The sequence below is a fragment of the Streptomyces sp. NPDC017225 genome, from assembly GCF_044331465.1.
Classification (GTDB): Bacteria; Actinomycetota; Actinomycetes; order Streptomycetales; family Streptomycetaceae; genus Streptomyces.
Genome location: NZ_JBIRNE010000013.1, coordinates 133,829 through 158,720 on the forward strand (window position 1 = coordinate 133,829; position 24,892 = coordinate 158,720).

A 24,892-nucleotide genomic window follows, 5' to 3' on the forward strand; every position below is an offset into this window, starting at 1 on the left:
GGGAAGTGGCGGCCCCTCACCGGCCGTCGGCCGGGTCCGGCCCGATGACCACCACGCGGGCCCAGCCGGGCGGTGAGTCCGGTACGTACCGCGGGTCGTCCTCGTCCCACGAAGAGCGCGCCCGCTGCCGGGGGAACAGTCCGACCACCGTCCGGCACGCGGGCCGTGTGGCGGGCCAGGGTGTCTGCCCGTCGGTCAGGACCACGACGGCGTCGGGCGCGGGACGTGCGCGCAGCGCCTTGGCGAAGCCCGTGCGCAGGTCCGTACCGCCCCCGCCCACCAGGGGGATCCCCTCGGCGCGGCACAGGGAGTGAGCGAACCGGGCCGACGCGTCGCACGGCACCACCGTCACCAGGTCACGGCGCCCTCCGACGGCACGGGCGATCGCGGCGACCTCGAGCAGCGCGCTGCCGAGTTCCGCGTCGCCGACCGACCCGGAGGTGTCGATGACCACGGCGACCCGGGGTGGTCTGCGCCGCAGGCTCGGCAGCACGACGCCGGGCATCCCGGCCGAGCGCCGCGACGGCCGGCCGTAGGAGTAGTCCTCTCCCGCGCCGCCCCCACAGGCCGCCGAGCGGACGGCCGCTCCCAGCAGGTCCCGCCACGGCTGCGGCGGATGGAACGCCTGTTCCGCCCAGCGTTTCCACCCCTTCGGCGCGCTTCCCGGGCGGGCGTTGATGCCCTGCGCGACCCGGAAACGCACCGCGTCCTGCTGCTGCTCACTGAGCCCGTCCGCGCCGTCCGGTCCGAGGTCCCACTCCCTTTCGAGTCCGTCGGCGCCGCTGCCGCAGTCCAGCCAGGCCAGGCTCTCGGTGAGCCGCCCGAGCCGGAACTGGCGCAGGTAGTCCTCCATGAGCTGCCCCTCGGGCAGGGCCAGGAGCTCCGGTTCGACCGCGCCCTCGGGACGGACCAGCCCGTCCCCGAACACGTCGTCGTTGATCTCGCAGTCCGCGGCGATGTTCATCCGCAGCCGTTCGGCCGGGCCGGTCAGCCCGCGCTCCCGCGCGACCCGGTCACCGCGTCCGTGATGGTCGCGCAGCAGGTGCGACACCTCGTGCACCCAGACCCCGGCCAGTTCCTCCACGGGCGTGCGGTCCACGAAGACCGGCGAGACGTAGCACCGCCAGTACCGGTCGACGGCCATCGTCGGCACCGCCCGCTCCGGGACGACGTGCAGGGCGAACAGCGCCGTCGCCAGGTAGGGCCGGACCCGGGCGGCGTGCAGCCGGGCGGCGAAGAGCTTGTCGAGGTCGCAGACGACGGGGACCGGCGTTGCCGCCGAGGCGGCCGCACTCGACGTTCCCGTGCTCATCGTCCCGCCTTGGCGGCGCCCGCGGTCCGCGCCGCCGCCCGGTCCGCCGCCCGGTCCGCGCGCCGGGACAGGGCCATGGCTCCGGCGAGCCGCTCGATCGACGCCGGGATGTCCCAGTCCTGCTGCCGCAGGCCGGCGAGTGTGGTGGCGGGGACGACCACGACGTCCGGGGCGCCGGTCTCCATGGCGCGGGCCAGCAGCGCCCACGCCGCGTCCCACCGGGACTGCTCCGGACGTCTGCGTACGGCGGCCACCACGCCGTCGAGCGCGGCCTGGCGCAGGTCTCCGCGTTCGGGCAGCACGGCACCGGACGGGTCGGCGAGCAGTGTCTCGGGGTCCGGGAGGTCCATCCGGTCCAGGCTCGCCATCAGTTCCAGCCCGGGACCGTCGCCCACGGTGCCCCGCACCAGGAGGGAGAGCACTTCCCCGGAGGAACCGGCGGCGGTCGCGAAGGCGATCAGGTTGAGGGTCATCTCCCAGCTCCGGGGCGACGGCCAGGCGCCACCCCGGCGCGTTTCGCCGCTGGGCAGCCGGTGCACGAGCCCGGGGCGGGCGGTGAGGAACTCGCACACCGCGCGGCGGGCGTGGCCCACGGCTTCCGCGAGCCCGTCCGGGTCGAGCCGCGGCAGCGTCGCCCGGGGCCAGGTCCCGCCGAGCCCTCGTACGACGACGTCGTGGTCGTGGGTCCACTGGAGGTGGACGAACCGGTTGGCCAGCGGCGGGCTCAGCTCCCAGCCGTCGGCCGCCGAGGAGCGCGGGTTGGCGGCGGCCACGATCCTGACCCCGGGCGGCAGCCGGAGGGCACCGATCCGCCGTTCGAGGACGAGGCGGAGCAGAGCGGCCTGTACGGCCGGCGGCGCGGTGGACAGCTCGTCCAGGAACAGCAGGCCCCGGCCGGCCCGGACCAGGCGCACCGCCCATTCCGGCGGGGCCATCGGGACGCCCTGTTCCGCGGGGTCGTCCCCGACGACGGGCAGCCCGGAGAAGTCGGACGGCTCGTGCACGCTGGCGATCACGGTGGTCAGCGGAAGATCCAGGGCGGTGGCGAGCTGGGTCAGGGCAGCGGTCTTGCCGATCCCCGGCTCACCCCACAGCAGTACGGGGAGGTCGGCGGCCACGGCCAGGGTGAGAGCCTCCAGTTGGTTGTCGGGCTGCGGTTCGGTGGTCGCGTCGCGCAGCAGGGTCAGCAGTTCACCGGCGACGTCGAGCTGCGAGGGCTCAAAGGTGCCGGAGGTCTCGGAAGACTCGGAGAGGTTGGAGTGGTCGGAGAGGTCGGTGCGGTCGGAGGCGGAGGTGGGGTCGACGGCGGGCACGGAGGGCACGGACGTCACGGGCGCGTAAGTCGTCATGAGTCATCACCTGTTGGGCTCGTGGTGGGTGGGAGGGCCGCTGAACGGGACGCGGCGTGGGAGCGGGACGCCTCGGTCAGTCGCGGGTCGCGTGGCGCGGGCGGGAACGAGTGACGCGGGGACGGTAAGGGCCCGGACAGACGCGTTTGGGACCGGGTCCGTCCAGGCCTGCCCGGAACATCCCGTGGGTGGTCCGCCGCTGCACGGCGGCCTCCAGTTCGTCCCGCAGGGCGCCGTCGCGCAGACGGGCGTCGGCGCCGAGCAGGTTCTCGACCACGGCGAGGGCGCCGGCGGTGTCGCCGTGGTTGAGGCGTTCGCGGATGTCGGGGAGGCACTCCGGACGCCGGTGGGCCTCGTCGATGACCTGGAAGCAGGGCAGCGGAGTGCCGGTCAGCGCGGCCAGCAACTCCTCCCGGCGGACTTCGGCCGGGTCGTGGTCCAGCGCCGCCAGCACCCCGTCGACGAGGCCGAGCCGGTGCCGGGCTCCCCGGCAGTCCACGAGACGGGGCTCTCCCGCCGGGTCCGCGTACGGAGTCAGCGGGGCGTCCGGCACATGGTCCGGCACCAGCGCGGAGGCGACCAGCGGATGCAGCCGACCGGCCTCGACGGCACCGGCGCTGAGCAGTTCCAGGTCGGGTGACACCCAGGTCGCCGCGTCGGGCAGCACCGGCAGCGCGGACGCGGCGCCGCCCGTGGGTGCCGGCTCGATCCGCAGCGTGGGCGGACCGGCGCCGTTTCTGTCCGCGACCAGCTCCACGGCCAGCCGGCGCCCGGCCCCGAGCCGCACGGCGACGGTGCCGATGCCGGCACCGGAGCCACCACCCGTACCGGAGCCACCACCCGTACCAAGGCCGTCGCCGGTGCCAGTCGCCGTGCACCCCTCGGCGCGGAGCAGGATCCCCGCCTCGGCCGCCCACCGGTCGACGGCACAGCGGCGCCCCGGCAGGCCGGGGTGGCCCGGATACCCGGGCGGGTCGTCGGCGGACGGCGGGCCGGCCCCCGCCCTGACGCGCAGCTCATCGGTTCGGCGCGCGTCCCACAGGTGGCGGTGCAGGTCGAGACGGAACCGCCGGCTGGGCCGGGGGTGCGGATGCCGGGGAGCGCCGGACTCCGGGCCGGTACCGTCCCACAGGGCCAGGCTGATCCGCTGGCCGCCGTCCGCCCAGGCGGGCGGGGTCCGGACCACGAGGTGCACCGGGCGCGCGCCGTCACGTCCCGCGATGCCGTACCGCGCCAGAGTGAGCGTGAGGCCCGGGCGCAGCAGCCCGTCCGGAGCGATTCTCGGCATGTGCCAGCGCAGCAGGTCGGGAGCGAGGTGGCGCAGGTCGGCCCGGACGCGGGTCGCGAGGTCGTGGCCGTACGCGCGCGCCGCGGAACGCAGGTTGAGGTCGACGTCGATGCCCGCGGCGGCGCACGCCCCGGCCCAGTCCCCGGCATGGCGGCGGGCTGTCGCGGTCTCGATCATGGAAGGCGGCACGGCGAACTCGCGCACGCGCCGCCAGAGGGAAAGGCGGGAGTCCCCGTTCGCGGTGTCGGTGAGCATCAGCACTCACCTTGCGCGGACGGGTCCCCCATTCTGCTAACAGAAGGAGTAGTCATCGCGAGGAGCATAGCGACGCCGGTCCTCGGGCTGCCAGGTGTTTTCCGCGTACGGCGTCGCGCGGACCGTTCCCGCACACCGCCGTCCTCCGGCCGGGGTCCCGCTCAGTCGTGGAGCGGCCGGTCGCCGAGCCGGTGGTCGGCCACGTTCAGCGCCTCGTCGACCAGCCGGCGCAGATGCCCGTCACGCAGCGCGTACACCACCCGGCGCCCCTCCTTGCGGGTGCTCACCAGCCCCGCGAGCCGCAGCCGGGCCAGATGCTGGCTGACCGCGGGCCGGGCCGCTCCGCAGGCCTCGGTGAGGGTGGTGACGTCGGCCTCGCCGCCGGTCAGGGCGTGCAGCAGGGTCAGGCGAGTACGGTCCCCGAGCAGGGCGAGGACCTCGGCGGCGAGCGCGAACTGCTCCTCGCCCGGTGTGCGCGGGTGCGCTTCGTCCGCAGATGACAGGTGCTTGCGTGCGCTCATACGCACATATAATGGTCCGACGGACGCCGGACGTCCACCGGCGCAGGGACACCACCCCGAAACACCGGAAGGGGCACCCCGTGAGCGACCCGCACCGGCATCACCCTCGCCCTCGTCCCCGCCCTCCCCACGACGACGAGCACGCCCCCGGCCGCCACTCCCCCGCCGGCCCGTGGCACCGCCTGGCGCACCGCCTCACCCCGCACTCCCACGAGAGCGCCGCCAAGCTGGACCCCGCCCTGGAGTCCTCGGCCCGCGGGCTGCGCGCGCTGTGGGTGTCGCTCGCGGTGCTCGGCGTGACGGCGGCGGCGCAGGCGGCCGTGGTGATGGTCTCCGGGTCGGTGGCGCTGCTCGGCGACACGGTGCACAACACCGCGGACGCGCTGACCGCCGTACCGCTGGGCATCGCCTTCGTCCTGGGCCGGCGCGCGGCCACCCGGCGCTTCACCTACGGCTACGGGCGTGCGGAGGACCTGGCAGGCGTCGTGATCGTCCTGACGATCGCCGCGTCGGCGGCCCTCGCGGCGTGGACGGCGGTGGACCGGCTGCTCGACCCGCGCCCGGTCTCCCATGTACCGGCGGTCGCCGTGGCCGCCGTGGTGGGCTTCGCCGGCAACGAGTGGGTGGCCCGCTACCGGATCCGCGTGGGCCGGGAGATCGGCTCCGCCGCACTGGTCGCCGACGGACTGCACGCCCGTACGGACGGCTACACGTCACTGGCCGTCCTGCTGGGCGCCGGAGGCGCGGCGCTGGGGTGGCGACTCGCCGACCCGCTCGTGGGCCTGGCGATCACGGCCGCGATCCTGCTGGTGCTTCGGGACGCGGCGCGCGAGGTGTTCCGGCGTCTGATGGACGCCGTCGATCCCGCGCTGGTGGACCGGGCCGAGCGCGTACTGGGCGAGGTGCCCGGCGTGCGCGGGGTGGGTGAGCTGCGGCTGCGCTGGATCGGGCACCGGCTGCGCGCCGAGGTGGCCCTGGTCGTGGACGGCGAGGTGACGGTCCGCCAGGCCCACCGCGTCGCCGTCGAGGCCGAGCACGCCCTGCTGCACGCGGTGCCGCGCCTCACCGCCGCCCTGGTCCACGCCGACCCGGCACCGGCCCCGGGCGAGGCGGACCCGCATCTCGGGCTGGCCCACCACGCGACCGCGTGAGGGGTCAGGCGACGCCCAGCCCGTCCAGGACCACGGCCCCCGGCAGTTCCGCGAAGGCCTTGCCCGGCACCAGCAGCTTGCCGCGCCGGCGTCCACTGCCGACGAGGACGTACGGCAGGTCGACGACGGCCGAGTCCACCAGCACGGGCCAGTCGCCGGGCAGGCCGACCGGGGTGATGCCGCCGTACTCCATGCCGGTCTCACCGGTCGCCGTGTCCATGGACGCGAAGGAGGCCTTGCGGGCGCCCAGGTGACGGCGTACGACACCGTTGACGTCGACCCGGGTGGTGGAGAGCACCACACAGGCGGCCAGGGTCGTGCCGCCACCCCGCTTGCCGGTGACCACGACGCAGTTGGCGGACTGTTCGAGCAGCTCACGGCCGTAGTGCTCGACGAAGGTGGCGGTGTCGGCCCACTCAGGTTCGGTGTCGACGTAGACGATCTGGTCGGCGGGGACGCCGCCGCTCCAGTGGCGTACGGCGTCGGCGACCGGGCGGGTCAGTTCGTCGAGGCTTTCCGGGGCGGGCGTGGCGCTGTCGAAGTTCCCGATGGGTGCGTGCATGGCGGCACGCTAGCAACAGCGGACGGCGCGGTGAACGGCCGCACGGTGTGCGGGCCGTGGGCGGGCACGGTTCTCCCGGGTGCGGACGCCGCTGCCGGCGACGGGCCGAGGCCCCAAAGGCTCAGCTCTCGGCGGCCGGCTCCGCGAGCCTGGCGGCGGCTCCCGCCTCGCCGTCCAGCTCTGCCAGCCGGGCCACCGCCTCGTCGTCCAGCTTCGACAGCGCCCGCAGCTGTCCCGGCGTGACCCCGTCGGGGATCGGCACCGGAGCCGGGGTCCGCAGCGGCGGCTGCCAGCCCTCGCCGGGCGTCCAGCGCCGTACGACACGGGCCGGCGCGCCCGCCACCACGGCGTGGTCGGGGACCGTGCCCCGGACCACGGCACCGGCGGCGACCACCACGTTCCGCCCGATCCGGGCGCCGGGCAGGATCACCGCGCCGGTGCCGACCCAGCAGCCGGAGCCGATCTCCACCGGGTCCATCCGGGGCCACTGCTTGCCGATGGGCTGGTGCGGGTCGTCGTAGGAGTGGTTGGTGGAGGTGACGTAGACGTACGGGCCGAAGTAGCAGTCGCTGCCGATGGTGACCGTGGTGTCCGCGATGACGTGGCTGCCGCGGCCGAGGACCACTCCGTCGCCGATGCGCAGGATCGGCTCGGGGCCGAGGTCGAGGTCGGGCATGAGCCCGGCGGTCAGGGTGACCTGCTCGCCGATGATGCAGTGGGCCCCGACGTGGATCCAGGGCTCCCCGAAAACGGTGCCGAGCGGGAAGGCGAGCCGGGTGCCCGTGCCCAGCGCGCCGAAGCGGAAGCGTCCGGGGTGTGCGGCGGTGACGGAGCCGGTGCGCTGCACCCAGGCCCAGCCCGCGTGGACGGCCCGCTGCGCGAGGCGGCTCCGCCAGGACGGATACGTGTTCTTGCGCTTCGGCACCCGCTCACGGTAATCGGCGTGCGGTGCGGCCATGACCAGGCAGGCCTGTGATCTTCACCCCACCGGGTGGCGTACGGTGCCGTAGATCACCCGAGCAGGAGGCGAAGATGACGCAGAAGGCGCTGATCACGGGCATCGGCGGCAGGGACCCGAAGGTGGACGCGGAGGCCTTCGTGGCGCCGACGTCCTCGGTCATCGGGGACGTGACGCTGCACGCGGGGGCGAGCGTCTGGTACGGCGCGGTGCTGCGCGGCGACGTCGAGCGGATCTCCGTCGGCGCGAGCAGCAACGTCCAGGACAACTGCACGCTCCACGCAGACCCGGGCTTCCCCGTCACCGTCGGCGAACGCGTCTCCATCGGGCACAACGCCGTGGTGCACGGCGCGACCGTCGAGGACGACTGCCTGATCGGCATGGGCGCCACGGTCCTCAACGGCGCCGTGATCGGCGCCGGCTCCCTGGTCGCGGCCCAGGCACTGGTCCCGCAGGGGATGCGGGTGCCGCCGGGCTCGCTGGTCGCGGGGGTGCCGGCGAAGGTGAAGCGGGAGCTGACGGAGGAGGAGCGTCAGGGGGTCACGCTGAACGGGACGATGTACGCGGCGCTGGCGACGGAGCACCGGGGTGCGCTCGGAGAGGTTCTGTAGGAGACCGTCGTCCGCGGTCCGTCCGCGGGCCGTCCGTGGCCGCAGGACGTGGGGCGCGTATGGGTCGCTCACCGCCCGAGGCGGGGCCACGAAGTGTGCCGGCCCCGCGCCCCTGACCGGGCGCTTCACTCCCCGGCGGTCGCCGGCTGGGCTGCCGCCCGGGCCTCGTCGGCCTTGCCGGCCTTGCCTGCCCTGCGCTTGACGATCAGCATCGACGCGATACCGAGGGCGACCGCCACCACCAGACCCAGCCACGAGAACCGCTTGAGCCAGGACTCGGCGACGACGCCGACGTAGTGGATGACGGCGGTGGTGCCGCCCGCCCAGACGATGCCGCCGAGGACGTTGGCGATCAGGAACTTCCAGTACGGCATCCGCAGCACGCCGGCCAGCGGACCCGCGAAGATGCGCAGCAGGGCGACGAAGCGGCCGAAGAACACGGCCCACATGCCCCACTTCTGGAAGGACCGCTCGGCGGTGGCGATGTGCCCCTCACCGAAGTGTCCGGGGAACTTCCCGCCCAGCCAGGCCAGGAGTGGCCGGCCACCCTTGCGGCCGACGGCGTACCCGATGGAGTCGCCGATCACCGCGCCCGCGCTCGCGCAGGCGCCCAGGACCAGCGGGTCGATGCCGCCGTGCTGGGAGGAGAGCAGGGCCGCCGAGACCAGGATGATCTCGCCCGGCAACGGAATACCGAGGCTCTCCAGACCGATGACCAGCCCGACGACGGCGTACACGGCCGCCGCGGGCACCGTGTCGAGCCACTCCTGGACGTGCAAGGCCTGACCCTCCGCATTCGCGTCTCCGCTGCGTTCCGGGTGGGCCCAGCGCCTGTCCTGTCCGCTTCCCGGGTGCGCCTCGACGAGGCGCACCCGGGAAGCCTACCGGGTCGCCCGGCGTCAGCTGTTGGGACGCAGGGTCCATATGACGGACATCTCACCGGTGACCGCGCCGTCCTCGCGCCGGATGGCGACGCTCACCGGGAACTCGGGGCGGCTGCCCGCGTCCAGCTCCGCGACCACCTCGGCGGCGGGGCGGCCGAGTGTCGCGGTGGCCGTGACCGGGCCGAGCGCGATCTTCTTGAAGGCGATCTCCGCGGAGACCGGCAGCGGCACCGCCCGGGAGAGCTGGTCGCCGAACGCGGCCAGCACGATCGCTCCGCTCGCCGACTCGCCCAGCGTGAACATGGCGCCGGCGTGCGGACCGCCGACGTGGTTGCGGTATTCGCTCTGGTCCGGAAGGGCCAGTACGGCCTTGTCCGGAGTGGTCTCCAGGTACGCGAGGTTCAGGGTCCGGACCATCGGCACCGTGGCGGCGAGCAACTCGCCGATCGACATCTGGTCTGCGCTCATGCCGGAAGGTTACCCATGAGTAGCATTCAAGGGCCAGGCACGAGCCAGGCACCCGCGTTGATCGCCGTATGCTTGCCGCCCATGTGGCCAGGAGAGCAGTCACCCACCGGCGGGCCGGGCCCGAGGCAGCCCCATCCGTACCAGCAGCCCGGCCACCAGCCGCATCAGTCGCACCAGCAGCAACAGTCCCACCAACCGCACGCCGGGAAGCAGCAGCCCGCCCCGTGGTACGCCCCCACCGTCACGGCCATCCCGCCCCCCGGGCGGGGACCGCGCGGACGTACGAAGGTGGTGGCGGTCGCCGCCGCCGCGGTCGTCGTGGTGGCCGCCGCCGCGACCGGGACCGTCCTGCTGGGCGGCGGCGAGGACGACCGGGCCGAGCCCGGCCCCACCGCCGCCTCGACGCCCGCGACGGCCGCCGACAACCCGCGGAACGGGGACGAGGGCCGGCAGCCGGCCGTCGAGGGCTGGACCGTCGTGACCAACGCCGACCAGGGCATCGCCTTCGACGTACCGGCCTCCTGGAAGCGGCAGTCGCCCGACTGGGTCACCTACGTCGCCGAGGACGACGACCCCGAGGAGAAGCCCCTGGTCGCCATGAAGGCCCCGGCCGTCCTCAAGGAGAAGTGGTGCGGGACGGACGGCGACCGCGACGGCTCCGTCGAACACACGTCCCTGGCCGGCGCGGGCACCCGCGGCGACAACGGTGCGCGGAGCACGGAGGAGATCGCCCGGACCGACTCGGCGGCCTGGGTGTACGGGGGCTTCGCCCAGCCGGAGCGGGACAAGGTCTCGACGGGTCCGGTGACCTCGTTCACCACCGCCTCCGGCATCGAGGGCAGCGTCGCCACCTCACGGTCGTCGGGGATCCGGAAGAAGGGCAAGTGCGACGTGGACGGCAAGGCGACGACGTTCGCCTTCGAGGCCGCCGACGGCGACCTGGTCTCCTGGTCGTTCTTCGGCGCCGCGGACGTCGGCGACGAGGTGCCGGACGCCACCGTCCGGAAGATCCTCGCCACGGTCAGGGAGTACACGCCGGCGGATTCCTGAGGCGTCGGCCTTCCGTTTCCGCGGAGCCCAAGGGCCGCTGCCGGGAAGCGCGTTCCGGGATTCGGTACGTCCCTGACAAGGGCTGGTGACCGAATCGTGTCCTGGGCGGCATTAGGGTGACTGCTCATGTGGCCAGGACAGCAGCCGCCCGGGGGCGAGCAGAACCCGCAGAACAATCCGTACCAGCAGCCGGGGTACCAACAGCCGAATCCCTACCAGCAGCCCGGTTACCAGCAGCCCGGCTACCAGCAGCAGCCCGGCACGTACGAGCAGCCTCAGTGGGGTGTTCCGCAGCCCGCCGGGGCCGCGCAGCCGTCTCCGGGCGGCGGCGGTGGCGGGAACCGGACGAAGGTGGTCGCGATCGTCGCGGCGCTCGCCGTGGTGGTGGCCGCCGGTGTCACCGGGTTCCTGGTGCTGGGCGGTGACAAGGACGACCAGGCGGACGACGGCAAGGACAAGAAGCCGTCCGCGAGCGCGTCCGCCGACAAGCCCGAGACCCCGTCCACCGACCCGAGCGCGTCCGGCGGCGGGGACAACCCGCGGGGCGGAGAGGGCGCGAAGGCGACCATCGACGGCTGGAAGGTCGTCGCCAACCCGCGCTTCGGCACCATGTTCGACGTGCCCGCCGACTGGGAGATCGACACCGTCGACATGAGCGTCGGTTTCGAGTGGGAGGAGAAGGACGGGAAGATGGGCCGCACCTCGGTCACAGCCCCGACCTATCTGAAGTCCGAGTGGTGCACGAGTGACGAGAACAAGGACGGCCGCAAGGAGAGCACCGCCCTCGCCACCGCCGGGACGCGTGGTGAGGAAGGAGCCACGACCACCGACCAGGCGGCCGAGACGCGGGTGCCGTGGTGGATCTTCGGCGGGTACACGCAGCCGGACATGAAGAGCGTGAAGTACGGCAAGCCGAAGGCGTACACGACCACGTCCGGCATCGAGGGCAGCCTCATCACGGCGCACTCGGAGGGCACCCCCCAGAAGGGGAAGTGCGACACCGAGGGCAAGGCGACCACCTTCGCGTTCAAGAACGGCGCGGGCGACTTCGTCACGTGGAACCTGTACGGCGTCAAGGGCGTCGACGAGGAGATCCCGGAGGCGACGGTCCAGAAGATCCTGAGCACCGTGCGCCTCACCGAGGCCCCGCCGACCGGCACGTAGGCACCCGGCGGGCGGCGCCGCGCGCGCCGCTCAGCCGATGCCGAACGCCCCGGCGGGAGGCTCGGGCGACGGCACGGCGTCCTCGTCCCGCACCGGCCGGGCCTCGCCGACGAAGTCCCGCAGGGCGGGCCCGTGCTCGACCCTGGCCGGGAAGGCGTCGGCGGCGGTACGCCGGGCCAGGGCCGCCGTGTCGAGCGGCCGGTGCGCGGCGACGAGGACGGCGTTGCCGAAGCGGCGTCCGCGCAGCACACCTGGTTCGGCGACCAGCGCCAGCTCCGCGAAGAGCGTGGCGAAGCCCGCCAGTTGGCCGCGCAGGAAGGAGAACGGCGCCCCGTCGGCCAGGTTGGCCACATACACGCCGTCGGCGCGCAGCACCCGTGCCGCCTCGCGGGCGTAGGCGACGGACGTCAGGTGCGCGGGCACCCGCGAGCCCCCGAAGACATCGGCGACCAGGACGTCCGCCGAGTCCGCGGGGGCGGCCTCCAGCCAGGCGCGGGCATCGGCACCGTGCGCGGTGATGCCCGCGCCGTCCGGGAGCGGCAGGTGCTCGGCGACCAGGTCCAGCAGGCCCCGGTCGGCCTCCACCACGTCCTGCCGGGAACCGGGCCGGGTCGCGGCCAGGTACCGGGGCAGGGAGAACGCGCCCCCGCCCAGGTGCAGCACGTCCAGCGCACGCCCCGGCTCGGCGACCGTGTCCAGGACGTGGCCGAGCCGGCGCGTGTACTCGAACTCCAGGTGCGCCGGCTCGTCCAGGTCGACGTACGACTGCGGCGCCCCGTCGACGGTGAGCAGCCAGGCCCGCCGCCGGTCGACGTCGGGCATGAGCTTGGCGGTGCCGTGGTCGGTGACGCGGCTGACCGGTATGGCTTCGTTCACCTCCTCATTGTGCCCGGCCCCCGTCCGCTCCGGCCCTCACCCGACTCCGGTCACGGTCCCCGCCCCCACGGTCCGCCCGCCCTCGCGGATGGCGAACCCCAGGCCGGTCTCCAGCGGCACGTCCCGTCCCAGCTCCACCGTCATCGTGACCGTGTCCCCGGGTCGCGCCACCGCCACCGCGCCGAGGTCGACGTCCCCGACCACGTCCGCGGTCCGGATGTAGAACTGCGGCCGGTAACCGGTGGCGACCGGTGTCGAACGCCCGCCCTCGCGCGCCGACAGCACGTACACCCGCGCCGTGAAGCGCCGCGCGGGAACGACACTGCCCGGCGCGGCGACCACGTGCCCCCGTCGCACCGTGTCGCGGGCGACACCGCGCAGCAGCAGGGCCACGTTGTCCCCGGCCTGCGCCTCCTCCATCGGCCGGCCGAAGGTCTCCAGCCCGGTGACGACCGTCTCGACGGACGCCCCCAGCACCTCGACCCGGTCCGAGACGTGGACGGTGCCGCGCTCCACCGCGCCGGTCACGACCGTGCCGCGGCCGGTGATGGTGAGCACGTTCTCCACGGACAGCAGGAACGGCGCGTCCAGATACCGCTCCGGCATGGGCACGTACGTGTCCACGGCGTCGAGCAGCGCCTCGACGGACGCGGTCCACCGCGGGTCGCCCTCCAGGGCCTTCAGCCCCGAGACCCGCACGACGGGCACGGTGTCGCCGCCGTAGCCGTGCGCGGTGAGCAGGTCCCGCACCTCCAGCTCGACCAGGTCGGTCAGTTCCCCGTCACCCGCGTCGGCCTTGTTGAGCGCGACCACGATGTGGTCGACGCCCACCTGCCGGGCGAGCAGGACGTGTTCGGCGGTCTGCGGCATGATCCCGTCCAGCGCGGAGACGACGAGGATCGCCCCGTCGAGCTGGGCGGCGCCGGTGACCATGTTCTTGACGTAGTCGGCGTGGCCCGGCATGTCCACGTGCGCGTAGTGCCGGGTGTCGGTCTCGTACTCGACGTGCGCAATGTTGATGGTGATGCCGCGCGCCGCCTCCTCGGGGGCCCGGTCGATGCGGTCGAACGGCACGAACGTGCCGGTGCCGCGCTCGGCGAGGACCTTGGTGATGGCGGCGGTCAGGGTGGTCTTGCCGTGGTCGACATGGCCCATCGTGCCGATGTTCAGATGTGGTTTGGTGCGGACGTACGCCGTCTTGGACATGGCGGTACCTCGAAGCCTCGTGGCGGTGGTGGGGACCCCGGGGACTGGCCGACCCTCCCCCTGCGGGGTCCGCCGGACGATCCGGGGAGGGTCAGCTTCGGGCGCCGTCGACGGCGGCCGGCAGGAAGAGGACGGCAGCCTTCGGCGCATCCGCGACCGCGGATGCCGCGAGGTGGAAGGCGTACCGGAACATGCCGTCGATCCTTGCCGACGCTTTGCCCCACGTCGAATGGTTCTCTGTGGCACGGGCGTTCGAAACCGCTCCGGGTCTTCCCGGCCCGTCACGGCCCGCTACGGACCGATGTTCCGCAGCGCCTCCCGTACGGACAGCGGCGCGAGACGTCGCCCGTGTTCGGACACGAAGGCGCGTACGGTGTCCGGGTCGGTCCTGGCGTACTCGCGCAGGCACCAGCCGATGGCCTTGCGGACGAAGAAGTCGTCGTGGCCCGACTGGCGCAGGCAGTAGCCGAAGAGACGCTCGGCGTCGGTGCGTTCCCTGTAGCGCAGCTGGTGGAGCAGGGCCGCGCGAACCAGCCACAGGTCCTCGTCCGCGATCCAGGCGTCCATCTCGCCCGTGAGGTCCCGGTCGGCCGCGACGAGCCCTCCGACGACGTGCGCGGCGAGCGGATCGACGGTGTCCCACCACGGCACCGTGGTGAGCAGATGCCGGACCACGGGCAGAAATCCGGAAGAGCAACACGTCACATGGCGGCGCAGGTAGTCGACGGCGAAGTAGTGGTACTCGCGCTCGGGCAGCCGCCAGCAACGCAGCGCGACCGCGGCGCAGTCCGACTCGCCCGGGCGGGGCAGCCCCTCCAGGACGGTGCGGGACAGGGCACGGCGAACAGGCGAGGTCAGCCCCAGGAAGGGAGCCACGTCCTTCATGTACGCCCGCGCGGCCACGGCCCGCTCGGGATCGGCCGCGGCGGCGTACACGACGGGGAGCCGCTCCAGTACCGTGTCGGCGAGAGGGCTGCGCGGAGCGTCCGGAATCCCCTCGGCTGTGACGGTCATGAGACGCACCATACGGCGATCACACACATTTGTCGGTTAGTGTCACCGGATGTTCGATGCCACCACCCGCTCTGGGGGCACCGCCACGGTCTCTCCCCGGACCGCGGCGACAGAGCTCGCCGTCGCCACCGCCGCCGCGCCCGTCGAACCGACCGGCTTCGCCGCCCGCGTGACGAGAGTGCTGCTCTCCCCCTGGTCCCGGCTCTCCCTGCTCGTCGCCCTGCTGGCCTCGGCCGCGACCGCGGTTCTGCTGTTCCAGCCGCAGCAGTTGCTGACCGACGGCTGGCCACCGCAACTCGGTGGAGCCGCGGCGGCGGTCGCCTACGCGGTGGCGTACGGACTGTGCACCGTCGCCTTCGTACCGCGTCCGCTGCTGAACCTGGCGGCCGGCGCGCTGTTCGGATCGCAGATGGGACTCGCCTCCGCCCTCGCGGGGACGGTACTCGGCGCCGGGATCGCCTTCTGCCTCGGGCGGGCGCTGGGCCAGGAGGCGCTGCGCCCGCTGCTGCGGGGCAAGTGGCTGAAGGCCGCGGACGGGCAGCTCAGCCGGCACGGTTTCCGCTCCATGCTGGCGGCTCGGCTGTTCCCCGGGGTGCCGTTCGCCGCCGCCAACTACTGCGCGGCCGTCTCCCGCATGGGGCTGCTGCCCTTCCTGCTGGCGACGGGGCTCGGGTCGATCCCCAACACCGCCGCCTACGCCGTCGCCGGCGCCCGCGCCTCGACGCCGACCTCCCCCGCCTTCCTGATCGCGCTGGCCTGCATCGCCCTGCCGGGACTGGCGGGCGCCGTGGTGGCCTGGCGCAAGCGCAACCAGCTGCGCGGGCGCTGACCGGGCGTCACACCGCCACCCGGACCGGCGCGGTGACGAGCCCGCCCGCCTCGTACGTCGCCCGCCTCGCACATCGCACGCGGGCCGCGCGCTCGTGTCGGACCCCGCCGCGGCGGGGCCGGTCCGCCATGTCACCTGGATTTCACCCAAGGACGCTACGCTGCCCCTCGGCGCGCCCTGATCCCGATCAACCGCACACGGCGGTCCGGTGCGCCCATCGACCGTTTCTCGCTCGGCACTTGGACTCCGTAACCTCATGTCTTGGTTTGAATCCCTCATCCTCGGACTCGTCCAGGGGCTGACCGAGTTCCTCCCCGTGTCCTCCAGCGCGCACCTGCGTCTGACCGCGGCGTTCTCCGGCTGGCACGACCCGGGCGCGGCCTTCACGGCGATCACGCAGATCGGCACCGAGGCCGCCGTTCTCATCTACTTCCGCAAGGACATCGGGCGGATCATCTCGACCTGGACGCGGTCGCTCACGAACAAGGAACTTCGCAGCGACCCCGACGCGCGCATGGGCTGGCTGGTGATCATCGGCTCGATCCCGATCGGCGTGCTGGGTCTGACGCTCAAGGACCAGATCGAGGGACCGTTCCGCGACCTGCGGATCACCGCGACCATGCTGATCGTCGTCGGTGTGATCATCGGCGTCGCGGACCGGATGGCCGCGAGGGACGAGAAGGGCGGCCGGCACCGCGCGCCCCGGCGGCGCAAGGAACTGGAGAACCTCAGCGTCCGGGACGGCCTGATCTACGGCCTCTGCCAGGCGGCGGCCCTCGTTCCCGGCGTCTCCCGCTCCGGGGCCACCATCAGCGGCGGCCTGTTCATGGGGTACCGGCGCGAGGCCGCGGCCCGCTACTCGTTCCTGCTCGCGATCCCGGCGGTGCTCGCCTCCGGTCTGTTCGAGCTCAACGACGCGATGGAGAACGACCACGTCTCCTGGGGGCCGACGCTCTTCGCGACGGTCATCGCCTTCGCCACCGGGTACGTGGTCATCGCCTGGTTCATGAAGTTCATCTCGACCAGGAGCTTCATGCCGTTCGTCTGGTACCGCATCGCGCTCGGCATCGTCATCATCGCGCTGGTCGCGACGGGTGTCCTCAGCCCGCACGCCGCGGAGTCGTCGGGCTGACCGCATCCGCCTCGGTAGCCGTCCGGTAGCGCACTGTCAGTGCTTGCCCCTAGGCTTGTCCGCATGTCCCCCGATTCCGTGACTCCTGGTTCCGTGCGGTCCGCCGCGGAGCTGAACGACAAGATCCGTGCGCTGTGGCGGCGCGCGGGCGGGACCCTGTCGGCGCAGGAGCGTGTGGAGTACGAGTTGCTGGTGGTCGAGTGGGCGACCGCGATCCGCGGCGAGGTCATCGAGGCGGCCTGACGGCCGGGCACCGCCCGCCGCCGGCACCCGGCGTCGGCGTCCACCCACGGCGCCGTTCTCGGAAGTCAGCGGCCACCGGCCACCCGAAGCACCGTCCCCGTCGTGTACGACGCGTCCGGCGACATCAGCCAGGAGATCGCCGCGGCGATCTCCTCCGCCCGGCCCGCACGCCCCAGCGGAACGGCGGCTCCCATCCGCAGCGCCCGGTCCGGGGCGCCCATCGCCGCGTGCATCTCCGTGTCGACGACCCCGGGCGCGACGGCGTTGACGCGGACGCCGTCCGGGCCGAGCTCCTTGGCCAGGCCCAGGGTCAGCGCGTCGACGCCCGCCTTGGACGCCGCGTAGTGGACGTACTCCCCGGGGCTGCCGATGGTCGCGGCGCCCGACGACACGTTCACGATCACACCGCTCCCCCGCGCGGTCATCAGCCGGGCGGCGCGCCGGGCGCACAGCAGCACGCCCAGCAGATTGACGTCGAGGACCCGGCGCAGGTCGGCGGTGTCGCTGTCGGCGAGCCGCCCCAGCGGGCCGGTCACCGCAGCGTTGTTCACCAGCCCCGTCACCGGCCCGAGCCGCTCCCCCGCCACCTCGAAGAGCCGCTCGACGTCGGCCTCGACCGACGTGTCCACCCGTACGGCGACCCCGCGGCCGCCCGCCTCGCGCACCCCCGCCACGACCGCCTCCGCGGCCGCCGGGTCCCGCACGTACCCCACCGCGACGTCGTGGCCGTCCGCCGCGAGCCGCAGACAGGTCGCCGCGCCGATTCCGCGGCTGCCACCGGTGACCACCGTGACGGGACGCTCCATGAGTTGCCTCCAGCAGTAGATCGGGACCCCGAGAGGGACCGAGAGAAGTCGAGAGGGACTGAGAGGGACTGAGAGGGACTGAGAGGGACTGAGAGTTGTTTGATCGATCATCGATCATCGTAAGTGAGGTCACCGGCTCGGCGCGCCACGTCACGCACGACCGGTGTGATCGACTGAATCCGCCCTCGTCGAGAGCGCACACTGAAGGGACCACGGGGTAGGGAGGCGCCCATGAAGACGCTCGGCCACTGGCTCGCCTCCCCGTGGCGGCGCTCGGCTGCCGCCGCGGTCGCCGGCGCCCTGCCCGTGCTCGCCTTTCCGGGTCCGGCCCTGTGGTGGTGGGCCTGGGCCGCGCTGGTGCCCTGGCTGCTGCTGGCCCGGACGGCGCCGACCTGGAAGCGCGCGGCGTACGACGGGTGGTGCGGCGGCTTCGGGTTCATGCTGGCCATGCACCACTGGCTGATGCCCAACCTGCACGTGTTCACGTTCGTCATCGCCGCGCTGCTCGGCGCGCTCTGGGCGCCGTGGGGCTGGCTGGTGCGCCGGCTGCTGGGCGGGGCGCCCTCGGCCCGCCGGGCCGCTGCGGCGCTGGTGGTGCTGCCGTCGGGCTGGCTGGCGGTGGAGCTGGTCCGTTCCTGGGAGGGGCTCGGCGGCCCCTGGGGTGTCCTCGGCGCGAGTCAGTGGCAGGTGGCGCCGGCGCTGCGGCTCGCCTCGGTGGGCGGGGTGTGGCTGCTGAGCTTCCTCGTGGTGGCCGTCAACGTCGCCGTCGCGGTACTCGTCGCCGTCCGCCGGGCCCGCATGCCCGCCCTGGCCGGCCTGGTCGCCACCGCCGCCGCCACCTCCGCGGCCTGGGTCTGGTCGCCGCGTCCCGACACGGACGGCGAGCGGGCCGCGATCGCCGTGGTGCAGCCCGGCATCGTCGCCGGGGCGGCGAGCGCCGACCGGCGCTTCGACCGCGAGGAGGAGCTGACCCGCCGGCTCGCCGACCGGGATGTCGACCTGATCGTCTGGGGCGAGAGCAGCGTCGGCTTCGACCTGGACGACCGGCCCGACCTGGCGCGGCGGCTCGCGTCGCTGTCGCGGGAGACCGGTGCGGACATCCTGGTCAACGTGGACGCGCGGCGCTCCGACAAGCCCGGCATCTACAAGAGTTCCGTGCTCGTCGGCCCCGACGGCCCGACCGGCGACCGGTACGACAAGATGCGGCTCGTCCCGTTCGGGGAGTACGTCCCGGCCCGCTCGCTGCTCGGCTGGGCCACCTCCGTCGGCGAGGCGGCGGGCGAGGACCGCAGGCGGGGCACCGAGCAGGTGGTGATGGACGTCGGGGACGGGCTGCGGATCGGGCCGATGGTGTGCTTCGAGAGCGCGTTTCCCGACATGAGCCGCCGGCTGGCCGCCGACGGCGCCGAGGTGCTGCTCGCCCAGTCGTCGACGTCGACCTTCCAGCACACCTGGGCACCGGAGCAGCACGCCTCGCTCGCCGCGCTGCGCGCCGCCGAGACCGGGCGCCCGATGGTGCACGCGACCCTGACCGGTGTCTCCGCCGTCTACGACGCGAACGGCGCGCGGATCGGCTCGTGGCTCGGCACCGGCGCGAGCGCCTCACGGGTGTACGAGGTGCCGCTCACGCACGGCGGCACACCGTACGTCCGCCACGGCGACTGGGCGGTGCACGCGGCGCTGCTGGTCCTCGCGGCCTGGGCCGCCGCCGAGGGCGTACGGACGGCGCGGGTCAGGCGGAGCGCTCCGCCACCTCCCGCACCACCCGCTCGCACAGCTCATGGGTCTCGAGCGCGTCGCGGGCACTGAGCACCTTGCCGGCGCGCACGGCGTCGAGGAAGGCGAGTACCGCCTGCTCGATACCGCGCTGACGGGCCACCGGGACCCAGTCGCCGCGCCGCCGCACGGTCGGCTGGCCCTTGTGGTCGATCACCTCGGCGAGGTTGACCACCTGGCGCTTGGTGTCCTGACCGGAGACCTCGAGGATCTCCTCCGCCGAGCCGCTGAGCCGGTTCATGACGCCGAGCGCGGTGAAACCGTCCCCGGCGAGCTGGAGCACGACGTGGTGGAGCAGGCCGTCCTCGACGCGGGCGCGCACGGTCACGTCGTCCACCGTGCCGGGCGCCAGGAAGCGCAGCGTGTCGACGACGTGGATGAAGTCGTCGAGGATCATGGTGCGCGGTTCCTCGGGCAGGCCTATGCGGTTCTTCTGCATGAGGATCAGCTCGCGCGGGTGCTCGGCGCACTGCGCGTACCCGGGGGCGTGGCGCCGGTTGAAGCCGACGGCGAGGCCGGTGTCCCGTTCCTCGGCGAGGGCCACCAGCCGCTCGGAGTCGGCGAGTTCGTAGGCGAGCGGCTTGTCGACGTAGGTCGGGACGCGGGCCTCCAGCAGTCGGGTCACGATCTGCGGGTGGACGGCCGTCGGCGCGTGCACGAAGGCGGCGTCGAGGCCCTCGGCGAGGAGCGAGTCGAGGTCCGCGTGGCGCTGCCCGTCCGCAAGGCGCAGTCCGTCGGCGACCCGGGTGAGCGTCGCCGGGGTACGGGTCTGCAGGTGCAGTTCGACGCCGGGAAGGGTGGCGAGCACCGGCAGGTAGGCCTTCTGCGCGATGTCGCCGAGTCCGATGCAGCCGACCTTCACGGGGTGTGCTCCTCTGACGTTCGCCGACCTGGGTCTGCTGGGAAGCATACGGCGTCCCCCACTCTCGGCTTCGCTCGAGCGGTCGGGGCCCCCGCCGGGGGCCGCCAGTCGGCGATGCCGTCGAAGCCGCGCAGGAAGAGGGCGGGCCCGGCCTTGGACAGCGCGGCCATCGCGGTGTCGCGTACGGCGATCCCGGCGCGGTTGGTCATCAGGTTGAGCCGGGCGACCTTGACGGCCCGGCGGGCGACGGCGGTCGTACGGGGGAGCCGGGCGGCGGTGTAGGCGGCGAGGTCGTCGTGGTGGTGCGCGAGCACGATCGCGTCCTCGACGGCCTGGTTGCCGCCCTGGCCGAGGGTCGGCGGCATGGCGTGCGCGGCGTCCCCCAGGAGGACGGCCCTGCCCTGGTGGTAGGCGGGCAGCGGCTCGGCGATGTGGTGCACGTCGTGACGGAGGACGTCCTCGGGGCGGGCGGCGGCGAGGACGGCGGGGATCGGCTCGTGCCAGTCGCCGTACCGGCGCAGCAGCTCGGCCCTCTCGTCGGCCGCGTGTCCGCCGGCCGGGGCGACGGCGGCGGCGTAGGCGTAGACCCGGCCGTCCCCCATCGGGTGCGTGCCCCAGATGCGGCCCCGGCCCCAGGACTCGTGCGAGGCGAACTCGACGCCGGGTACCGGGACCACGACACGCCAGGTGGTGAAGCCGGAGTAGACGGGGCCGGGGTGGTGCGGGAACAGCGTGCCACGTACGCCGGAGCGGATGCCGTCGGCTCCGACGACCAGGTCGGCCTCCAGCTCGCCGTCGGGTGTACGCACGCGGGCCGGCCGGTCGCTGCCGCCCGGGTCGGCGAGCGTCGCGTCGGCGGCGGTGCGGACGGCACCGGGCGGCAGTCGCGCGGCCAGGCGGTCGATGAGGGCGGCCCGGTGCACCAGCACCAGCGGACCGCCGAACCGTGCGGCCGCGGCCTCGGCGTCGGAACGGGAGAGCCAGCGCCCGCCCGGCGTGCGCAGTCCCCCGTCGCCCTGCCAGGCGGCGAGGTCGCGGATCTCGTCGCCGAGGCCGATGACGTCGAGGGCGCGCAGGGCGTTGGGCGACAGGGAGATGGCCGCGCCGACCGGCTGGAGCGAGGGGGCGCGCTCCAGGACGGTGACCCCCAGGCCGCGGCGGTGCAGGGCCACCGCCGCGGTCAGGCCGCCGATTCCGCCGCCGATCACTACGGCCTGCCTGGTCCGTGTCATGGCTCCTCCTCCGACTCACCACTCGCGCACTACAGACGTAGTGACGCCTGCCGTCCCGACTGTACTACAGACGTAGTGAGGCGGGTAGGTTGATCCCATGTCCGCACGCACCGCCTCTTCCCCGCCCCCGGCCGGCGCCTCCCGCGCCGACCTCGTCGCCGACGCCGCCCTCACCCTGCTCGCCGAGCGCGGGATGCGCGGACTCACGCACCGCGCGGTCGACGAGGCGGCGGGACTCCCCCAGGGCTCCACGTCCAACCTGGCGCGCACCCGGCAGGCACTCCTGGAACTGGCGGTGCGACGCCTGGCCGACCGGGAGGCGCGGGTGCTGGGTCTGGACGAGATGCCGGACCCGCGCCACGGCCTGGACTCGCTGGTGGACGCGCTGGCACTTTCGGCGCACCGCGCCCTGACCCGCAACCGCGAGCTGACGCTGGCCCGCTACGAACTGGCCCTGGAGGCCACGCGCCGCCCGGAGCTACGAGCCCACTTCGACGCGGCGGGCGCCCGCTTCCGTGAACAACTCGGCGCCCTCGTCACGGCGATGGGCTCGGCCGACCCGGCACGCCACGTGCTGTCGCTGGTCGCCTGGGCGGACGGACTGATGTTCAGCTGCGTGGCCGGGACCTTCCACGCGGAGGTGCCGGGCCTCGAGGAGGTCCGGGCGGGGCTGCGCGAGATACTGGACGGCATGCTGGACGGCTGAAATCCCCTGGTGGGCGGGGGCCTTCCTCGGCGAGGATGCCGACATGACGAACGAACGCCGCGAACCCGCCGCCGACGCCGACGAACGCACCATGCTGGAGGGCTGGGTGGAGTACCACCGGCAGACCCTCGCGCTGAAGTGCGAGGGCCTCACCGACGCCCAGCTCAGGACCGCCGCCGTGACCCCGTCCACGTTGTCCCTGATGGGGCTGGTGCGACACATGGCGGAGGTGGAGCGGAGCTGGTACCGCAGAGTGCTGGCGGACGAGGACGCGGACCCGATCCACTACACCGACGAGGACCCGGACGGCGACTTCCGGGTGACCGAGGCGGACACCTGGCAGGAGGTCCGTGCCACCTGGCAGGCCGAGATCGAGGCGGCCAGGCGCAACGCGGCCGGCTTCCCCCTCGACGAACCGACCCGCGGCAGGCACCGGCGCACCGGTGAGCGGTACACCCTGCGCTGGATCCACACCCACATGATCGAGGAGTACGCCCGCCACAACGGGCACGCCGACCTGATCCGCGAACGCCTCGACGGCGCCACGGGCGACTGACGTCACCTTGGACGGCCACGGGGCCTCCGTACGGGGCCGGAGATCACCCGTGCGGGGCAACTCCCGCTCTTCCGGCGTCGTGGACGGGGCCCGACCCAGCAGAGTGGCCCGGGTGCATCGAACGACGACCACCGCAACGCTCCTCGTGGCCGCGGCCGTCTCGGCCCTGACCGCCTGTACGACGGTCCAGGGTCCGGCCGCGGCCGACCCGTCGGCGGGCGGCGCCCGCTCGTCCGCGCCACACCCGGACGGCCCGGCCGAGCCACGGGTCGTGCAGGCCCCGGCCCGTGAGGCACTGGAGATGATCGGCCCCTCCCGGACCCCCGACCACGCCTCCGGTGAGCCGCGTCGCACGACGCCCCCGGCGGCCCCGCCCCTGCGAGAACCCCCGGCCGCCCGCGTCCACCCGGAACAGCGGCCGCGCCCCGACCGTTCCAAGGCGCCGGAGCGGGCGCACGGGCCCGAGCGGCCTCGCGCCCAGGTCCCCGACGTTCCGCCGTCGGCCGGCCAGGACGCCGGCCGGAACGCGGACGTGTGCTCCCTCGGCAAACAGTACGGCGGCTGGCGGCCGGGCAGCCCCCAGTCGGTCATCTGCGAGCAGGCATACGGCCGCTGAGCCGCGCTCTCACCCTCGCCCACCGGGACGCTTCGGAGGCCGACCTGCTCCGCACGGCACCGACACCTCCTACGGCCGCTGTCGCGGTGGTCCCCACCGTCCGTCCGGCCGGTCGTGCCGGTCGGGCGTGGGCCCGCCCTCGCCCAGTCGCCGCTCCAGCCGGTCGATCGCCGCGCGCACGCCCTCGCCGTAGCGGTCGGGAGCGAGGGACCCGGCCGCGCCGCGGGCTTGTCGCAGGTGAACGCGGGCGGCCTCGCGGTGGCCGAGCCGGTCGTAGTCGGCGGCCAGGTTCAGGTGCAGCGACGGGTAGAGGGCGCGCGCGGCGAGCGTCCCCCGGAACCGCCCACTGGACCGGTCCTCCGTGAGTTCCTCTGCGGCCGACAACGCCCTCAGGTCCCAGGCCAGTTCGTCCCCCGGGTCGTCCTGGGTGTCGGCCAGGTAGTGGGCCAGGGTGCAGCGGTGCAGCGGATCGCCGTGCTCGCCGATCTCCGCCCACAGGCCGAGGAAGCGATGCCGGGCCTCCTCACGGTCGCCCGCGTGATGCAGCATGACGACCTGCCCGATCCGCGTCAGCACGGCATCCGGCGCCGCCTGCTCCTGTCCCTTGGCCACCGCGTCCTCCGTGCCCCTCGTCGGCTGTCCCCGACGACGCTAACGGCACATATCGGAAATACCGGTCAGGCAGCCCGTGACGCGCACGGGCCGGCCGGTGGCGGCCGGCCCGGCCGTCGGGATCAGCCCAGAGAGGGGATGGTCCAGTCGATCGGCTCGTGCCCCTGCCCCGCGACCGCCTCGTTGATCTGCGTGAACGGGCGGGAGCCGAAGAACTTCTTCGCCGACAGCGGCGAGGGGTGCGCACCCTTGACGACCACGTGCCGCGTCTCGTCGATCAGCGGCAGCTTCTTCTGCGCGTAGTTGCCCCACAGCACGAACACCGCCGGGTCCGTCCGGCCGGCCACCGCGCGGATCACCGCGTCGGTGAACAGCTCCCATCCTCGGGCCTTGTGCGAGTTCGCCTCGCCGGCCCGGACCGTGAGCACCGCGTTGAGCAACAGGACGCCCTGCTTCGCCCACGGGATCAGACAGCCGTTGTCCGGGATCGGGGTGTCCAGCTCCGCGTGCATCTCCTTGTAGATGTTCCGCAGGGACGGCGGCACCTTCACGCCCGGCCGGACGGAGAAGCACAGACCGTGCCCCTGGCCCTCGCCGTGGTACGGATCCTGCCCGAGGACCAGCACCTTCACCTGGTCGTACGGCGTGGCCTCCAGCGCCGCGAAGACCTCCTCGCGCGGAGGGTAGACAGGGCCGCTCGCCCGCTCCTCCTCGACGAACTCCATCAGCTCCTTGAAGTAGGGCTTGTGCAGTTCGCCGCCCAGCACCTCGCGCCAGGACTCGGGCAGCATGGCGATGTCGGTCACGTGAACTTCCTTACGCTGTGCGGTCGCTTCCACTGCTGAAGAACCTA

27 protein-coding genes are annotated in these 24,892 nt (G+C 73.7%); 11 read left to right on the forward strand and 16 right to left on the reverse strand.

What is annotated here, in order from left to right:
• Positions 1-16 precede the first annotated feature (16 nt).
• The 4 genes from ACH4NX_RS26440 to ACH4NX_RS26455 form a co-directional block, all read right to left on the reverse strand.
• Positions 17-1,312 (reverse strand): VWA-like domain-containing protein, encoded by a 1,296-nt coding sequence (locus ACH4NX_RS26440; protein ID WP_351395140.1) that lies wholly within the window; start codon positions 1,310-1,312, stop codon positions 17-19.
• Positions 1,309-2,661 (reverse strand): AAA family ATPase, encoded by a 1,353-nt coding sequence (locus tag ACH4NX_RS26445; protein WP_398128939.1) that lies wholly within the window; start codon positions 2,659-2,661, stop codon positions 1,309-1,311. The genes ACH4NX_RS26440 and ACH4NX_RS26445 overlap by 4 nt, the downstream gene beginning before the upstream one ends.
• 76 nt (positions 2,662-2,737) lie before the next feature.
• The gene (locus ACH4NX_RS26450) at positions 2,738-4,204 is read right to left on the reverse strand and encodes a hypothetical protein (RefSeq protein ID WP_351395146.1); all 1,467 of its coding nucleotides are present in this window, start codon (positions 4,202-4,204) and stop codon (positions 2,738-2,740) included.
• A 161-nt stretch (positions 4,205-4,365) separates the two neighbouring features.
• Positions 4,366-4,725, reverse strand: a complete 360-nt coding sequence (locus ACH4NX_RS26455; RefSeq protein WP_351395148.1) for a metalloregulator ArsR/SmtB family transcription factor — start codon at positions 4,723-4,725, stop codon at positions 4,366-4,368.
• Between the two features lie 80 nt (positions 4,726-4,805).
• On the opposite strand from ACH4NX_RS26455, the gene ACH4NX_RS26460 reads away from it, so the two are divergent.
• Positions 4,806-5,876: a cation diffusion facilitator family transporter gene (locus ACH4NX_RS26460; protein WP_398128940.1), complete on the forward strand. Its 1,071-nt coding sequence runs from the start codon at positions 4,806-4,808 to the stop codon at positions 5,874-5,876.
• 4 nt (positions 5,877-5,880) lie between these two features.
• On the opposite strand, the gene ACH4NX_RS26465 is transcribed toward ACH4NX_RS26460, so the two are convergent.
• Entirely contained in the window at positions 5,881-6,438 is a 558-nt protein-coding gene (locus ACH4NX_RS26465; protein WP_351395154.1) for a YbaK/EbsC family protein, read from the reverse strand.
• 121 nt (positions 6,439-6,559) lie between these two features.
• Complete coding sequence (locus tag ACH4NX_RS26470) at positions 6,560-7,363, reverse strand: acyltransferase (RefSeq protein ID WP_351395157.1); 804 nt, start codon at positions 7,361-7,363, stop codon at positions 6,560-6,562.
• Between the two features lie 107 nt (positions 7,364-7,470).
• Between ACH4NX_RS26470 and ACH4NX_RS26475 the strand changes: the two genes are divergently transcribed.
• Positions 7,471-8,007, forward strand: a complete 537-nt coding sequence (locus ACH4NX_RS26475; protein WP_279564029.1) for a gamma carbonic anhydrase family protein — start codon at positions 7,471-7,473, stop codon at positions 8,005-8,007.
• A 125-nt stretch (positions 8,008-8,132) separates the two neighbouring features.
• Here the strand turns inward: ACH4NX_RS26475 and ACH4NX_RS26480 are convergent, their stop codons facing one another.
• The gene (locus ACH4NX_RS26480) at positions 8,133-8,786 is read right to left on the reverse strand and encodes a DedA family protein (protein WP_351395160.1); all 654 of its coding nucleotides are present in this window, start codon (positions 8,784-8,786) and stop codon (positions 8,133-8,135) included.
• A gap of 120 nt (positions 8,787-8,906) precedes the next feature.
• The gene (locus ACH4NX_RS26485) at positions 8,907-9,344 is read right to left on the reverse strand and encodes a DUF4442 domain-containing protein (protein WP_351395385.1); all 438 of its coding nucleotides are present in this window, start codon (positions 9,342-9,344) and stop codon (positions 8,907-8,909) included.
• Between the two features lie 96 nt (positions 9,345-9,440).
• On the opposite strand from ACH4NX_RS26485, the gene ACH4NX_RS26490 reads away from it, so the two are divergent.
• Both ACH4NX_RS26490 and ACH4NX_RS26495 read left to right on the forward strand, forming a co-directional pair.
• Positions 9,441-10,409 carry a hypothetical protein gene (locus tag ACH4NX_RS26490; protein WP_398128941.1) on the forward strand — a complete coding sequence of 323 codons (969 nt, stop codon included), beginning with the start codon at positions 9,441-9,443 and terminating at the stop codon, positions 10,407-10,409.
• A 126-nt stretch (positions 10,410-10,535) separates the two neighbouring features.
• A complete protein-coding gene (locus ACH4NX_RS26495) occupies positions 10,536-11,573 on the forward strand; it encodes a hypothetical protein (protein ID WP_351395165.1) in 1,038 nt (345 codons plus the stop codon).
• A 30-nt stretch (positions 11,574-11,603) separates the two neighbouring features.
• On the opposite strand, the gene ACH4NX_RS26500 is transcribed toward ACH4NX_RS26495, so the two are convergent.
• The 3 genes from ACH4NX_RS26500 to ACH4NX_RS26510 form a co-directional block, all read right to left on the reverse strand.
• On the reverse strand, positions 11,604-12,449 hold the full coding sequence (locus ACH4NX_RS26500) for a fused MFS/spermidine synthase (RefSeq protein WP_351395168.1): 846 nt from the start codon (positions 12,447-12,449) through the stop codon (positions 11,604-11,606).
• A 36-nt stretch (positions 12,450-12,485) separates the two neighbouring features.
• Positions 12,486-13,655, reverse strand: a complete 1,170-nt coding sequence (tuf, locus tag ACH4NX_RS26505; RefSeq protein WP_398128942.1) for an elongation factor Tu — start codon at positions 13,653-13,655, stop codon at positions 12,486-12,488.
• Positions 13,656-13,946: 291 nt separating this feature from the next.
• Entirely contained in the window at positions 13,947-14,669 is a 723-nt protein-coding gene (locus ACH4NX_RS26510; protein ID WP_351395174.1) for a DNA alkylation repair protein, read from the reverse strand.
• Between the two features lie 49 nt (positions 14,670-14,718).
• On the opposite strand from ACH4NX_RS26510, the gene ACH4NX_RS26515 reads away from it, so the two are divergent.
• The 3 genes from ACH4NX_RS26515 (at position 14,719) to ACH4NX_RS26525 (ending at position 16,873) form a co-directional block, all read left to right on the forward strand.
• A complete protein-coding gene (locus ACH4NX_RS26515) occupies positions 14,719-15,498 on the forward strand; it encodes a VTT domain-containing protein (RefSeq protein ID WP_351395177.1) in 780 nt (259 codons plus the stop codon).
• Positions 15,499-15,754: 256 nt separating this feature from the next.
• A complete protein-coding gene (locus ACH4NX_RS26520) occupies positions 15,755-16,630 on the forward strand; it encodes an undecaprenyl-diphosphate phosphatase (protein ID WP_351395180.1) in 876 nt (291 codons plus the stop codon).
• 63 nt (positions 16,631-16,693) lie between these two features.
• Positions 16,694-16,873 (forward strand): hypothetical protein, encoded by a 180-nt coding sequence (locus ACH4NX_RS26525; RefSeq protein ID WP_351395182.1) that lies wholly within the window; start codon positions 16,694-16,696, stop codon positions 16,871-16,873.
• Between the two features lie 65 nt (positions 16,874-16,938).
• Here the strand turns inward: ACH4NX_RS26525 and ACH4NX_RS26530 are convergent, their stop codons facing one another.
• On the reverse strand, positions 16,939-17,679 hold the full coding sequence (locus ACH4NX_RS26530; RefSeq protein ID WP_351395185.1) for an SDR family oxidoreductase: 741 nt from the start codon (positions 17,677-17,679) through the stop codon (positions 16,939-16,941).
• Between the two features lie 231 nt (positions 17,680-17,910).
• On the opposite strand from ACH4NX_RS26530, the gene lnt reads away from it, so the two are divergent.
• Positions 17,911-19,488: an apolipoprotein N-acyltransferase gene (gene lnt / locus ACH4NX_RS26535; protein ID WP_398128943.1), complete on the forward strand. Its 1,578-nt coding sequence runs from the start codon at positions 17,911-17,913 to the stop codon at positions 19,486-19,488.
• Here lnt and ACH4NX_RS26540 read toward each other — a convergent pair.
• Positions 19,412-20,317, reverse strand: coding sequence for a Gfo/Idh/MocA family oxidoreductase (locus ACH4NX_RS26540; protein ID WP_351395190.1), 906 nt, complete (start codon positions 20,315-20,317; stop codon positions 19,412-19,414). The two genes, lnt and ACH4NX_RS26540, sit on opposite strands and share 77 nt — an antisense overlap.
• Positions 20,314-21,549 (reverse strand): FAD-dependent monooxygenase, encoded by a 1,236-nt coding sequence (locus ACH4NX_RS26545; protein ID WP_398128944.1) that lies wholly within the window; start codon positions 21,547-21,549, stop codon positions 20,314-20,316. The genes ACH4NX_RS26540 and ACH4NX_RS26545 overlap by 4 nt, the downstream gene beginning before the upstream one ends.
• A gap of 97 nt (positions 21,550-21,646) precedes the next feature.
• On the opposite strand from ACH4NX_RS26545, the gene ACH4NX_RS26550 reads away from it, so the two are divergent.
• The 3 genes from ACH4NX_RS26550 (at position 21,647) to ACH4NX_RS26560 (ending at position 23,427) form a co-directional block, all read left to right on the forward strand.
• Positions 21,647-22,255, forward strand: coding sequence for a TetR/AcrR family transcriptional regulator (locus ACH4NX_RS26550; protein ID WP_398128945.1), 609 nt, complete (start codon positions 21,647-21,649; stop codon positions 22,253-22,255).
• Between the two features lie 43 nt (positions 22,256-22,298).
• The gene (locus ACH4NX_RS26555) at positions 22,299-22,811 is read left to right on the forward strand and encodes a DinB family protein (protein WP_351395199.1); all 513 of its coding nucleotides are present in this window, start codon (positions 22,299-22,301) and stop codon (positions 22,809-22,811) included.
• Positions 22,812-22,923: 112 nt separating this feature from the next.
• The gene (locus ACH4NX_RS26560; RefSeq protein ID WP_351395202.1) at positions 22,924-23,427 is read left to right on the forward strand and encodes a hypothetical protein; all 504 of its coding nucleotides are present in this window, start codon (positions 22,924-22,926) and stop codon (positions 23,425-23,427) included.
• A gap of 69 nt (positions 23,428-23,496) precedes the next feature.
• On the opposite strand, the gene ACH4NX_RS26565 is transcribed toward ACH4NX_RS26560, so the two are convergent.
• Together ACH4NX_RS26565 and ung are read right to left on the reverse strand one after the other, a co-directional pair.
• The gene (locus tag ACH4NX_RS26565; protein WP_351395204.1) at positions 23,497-24,039 is read right to left on the reverse strand and encodes a hypothetical protein; all 543 of its coding nucleotides are present in this window, start codon (positions 24,037-24,039) and stop codon (positions 23,497-23,499) included.
• A 122-nt stretch (positions 24,040-24,161) separates the two neighbouring features.
• The gene (ung, locus tag ACH4NX_RS26570) at positions 24,162-24,845 is read right to left on the reverse strand and encodes a uracil-DNA glycosylase (protein ID WP_398128946.1); all 684 of its coding nucleotides are present in this window, start codon (positions 24,843-24,845) and stop codon (positions 24,162-24,164) included.
• Positions 24,846-24,892 lie beyond the last annotated feature (47 nt).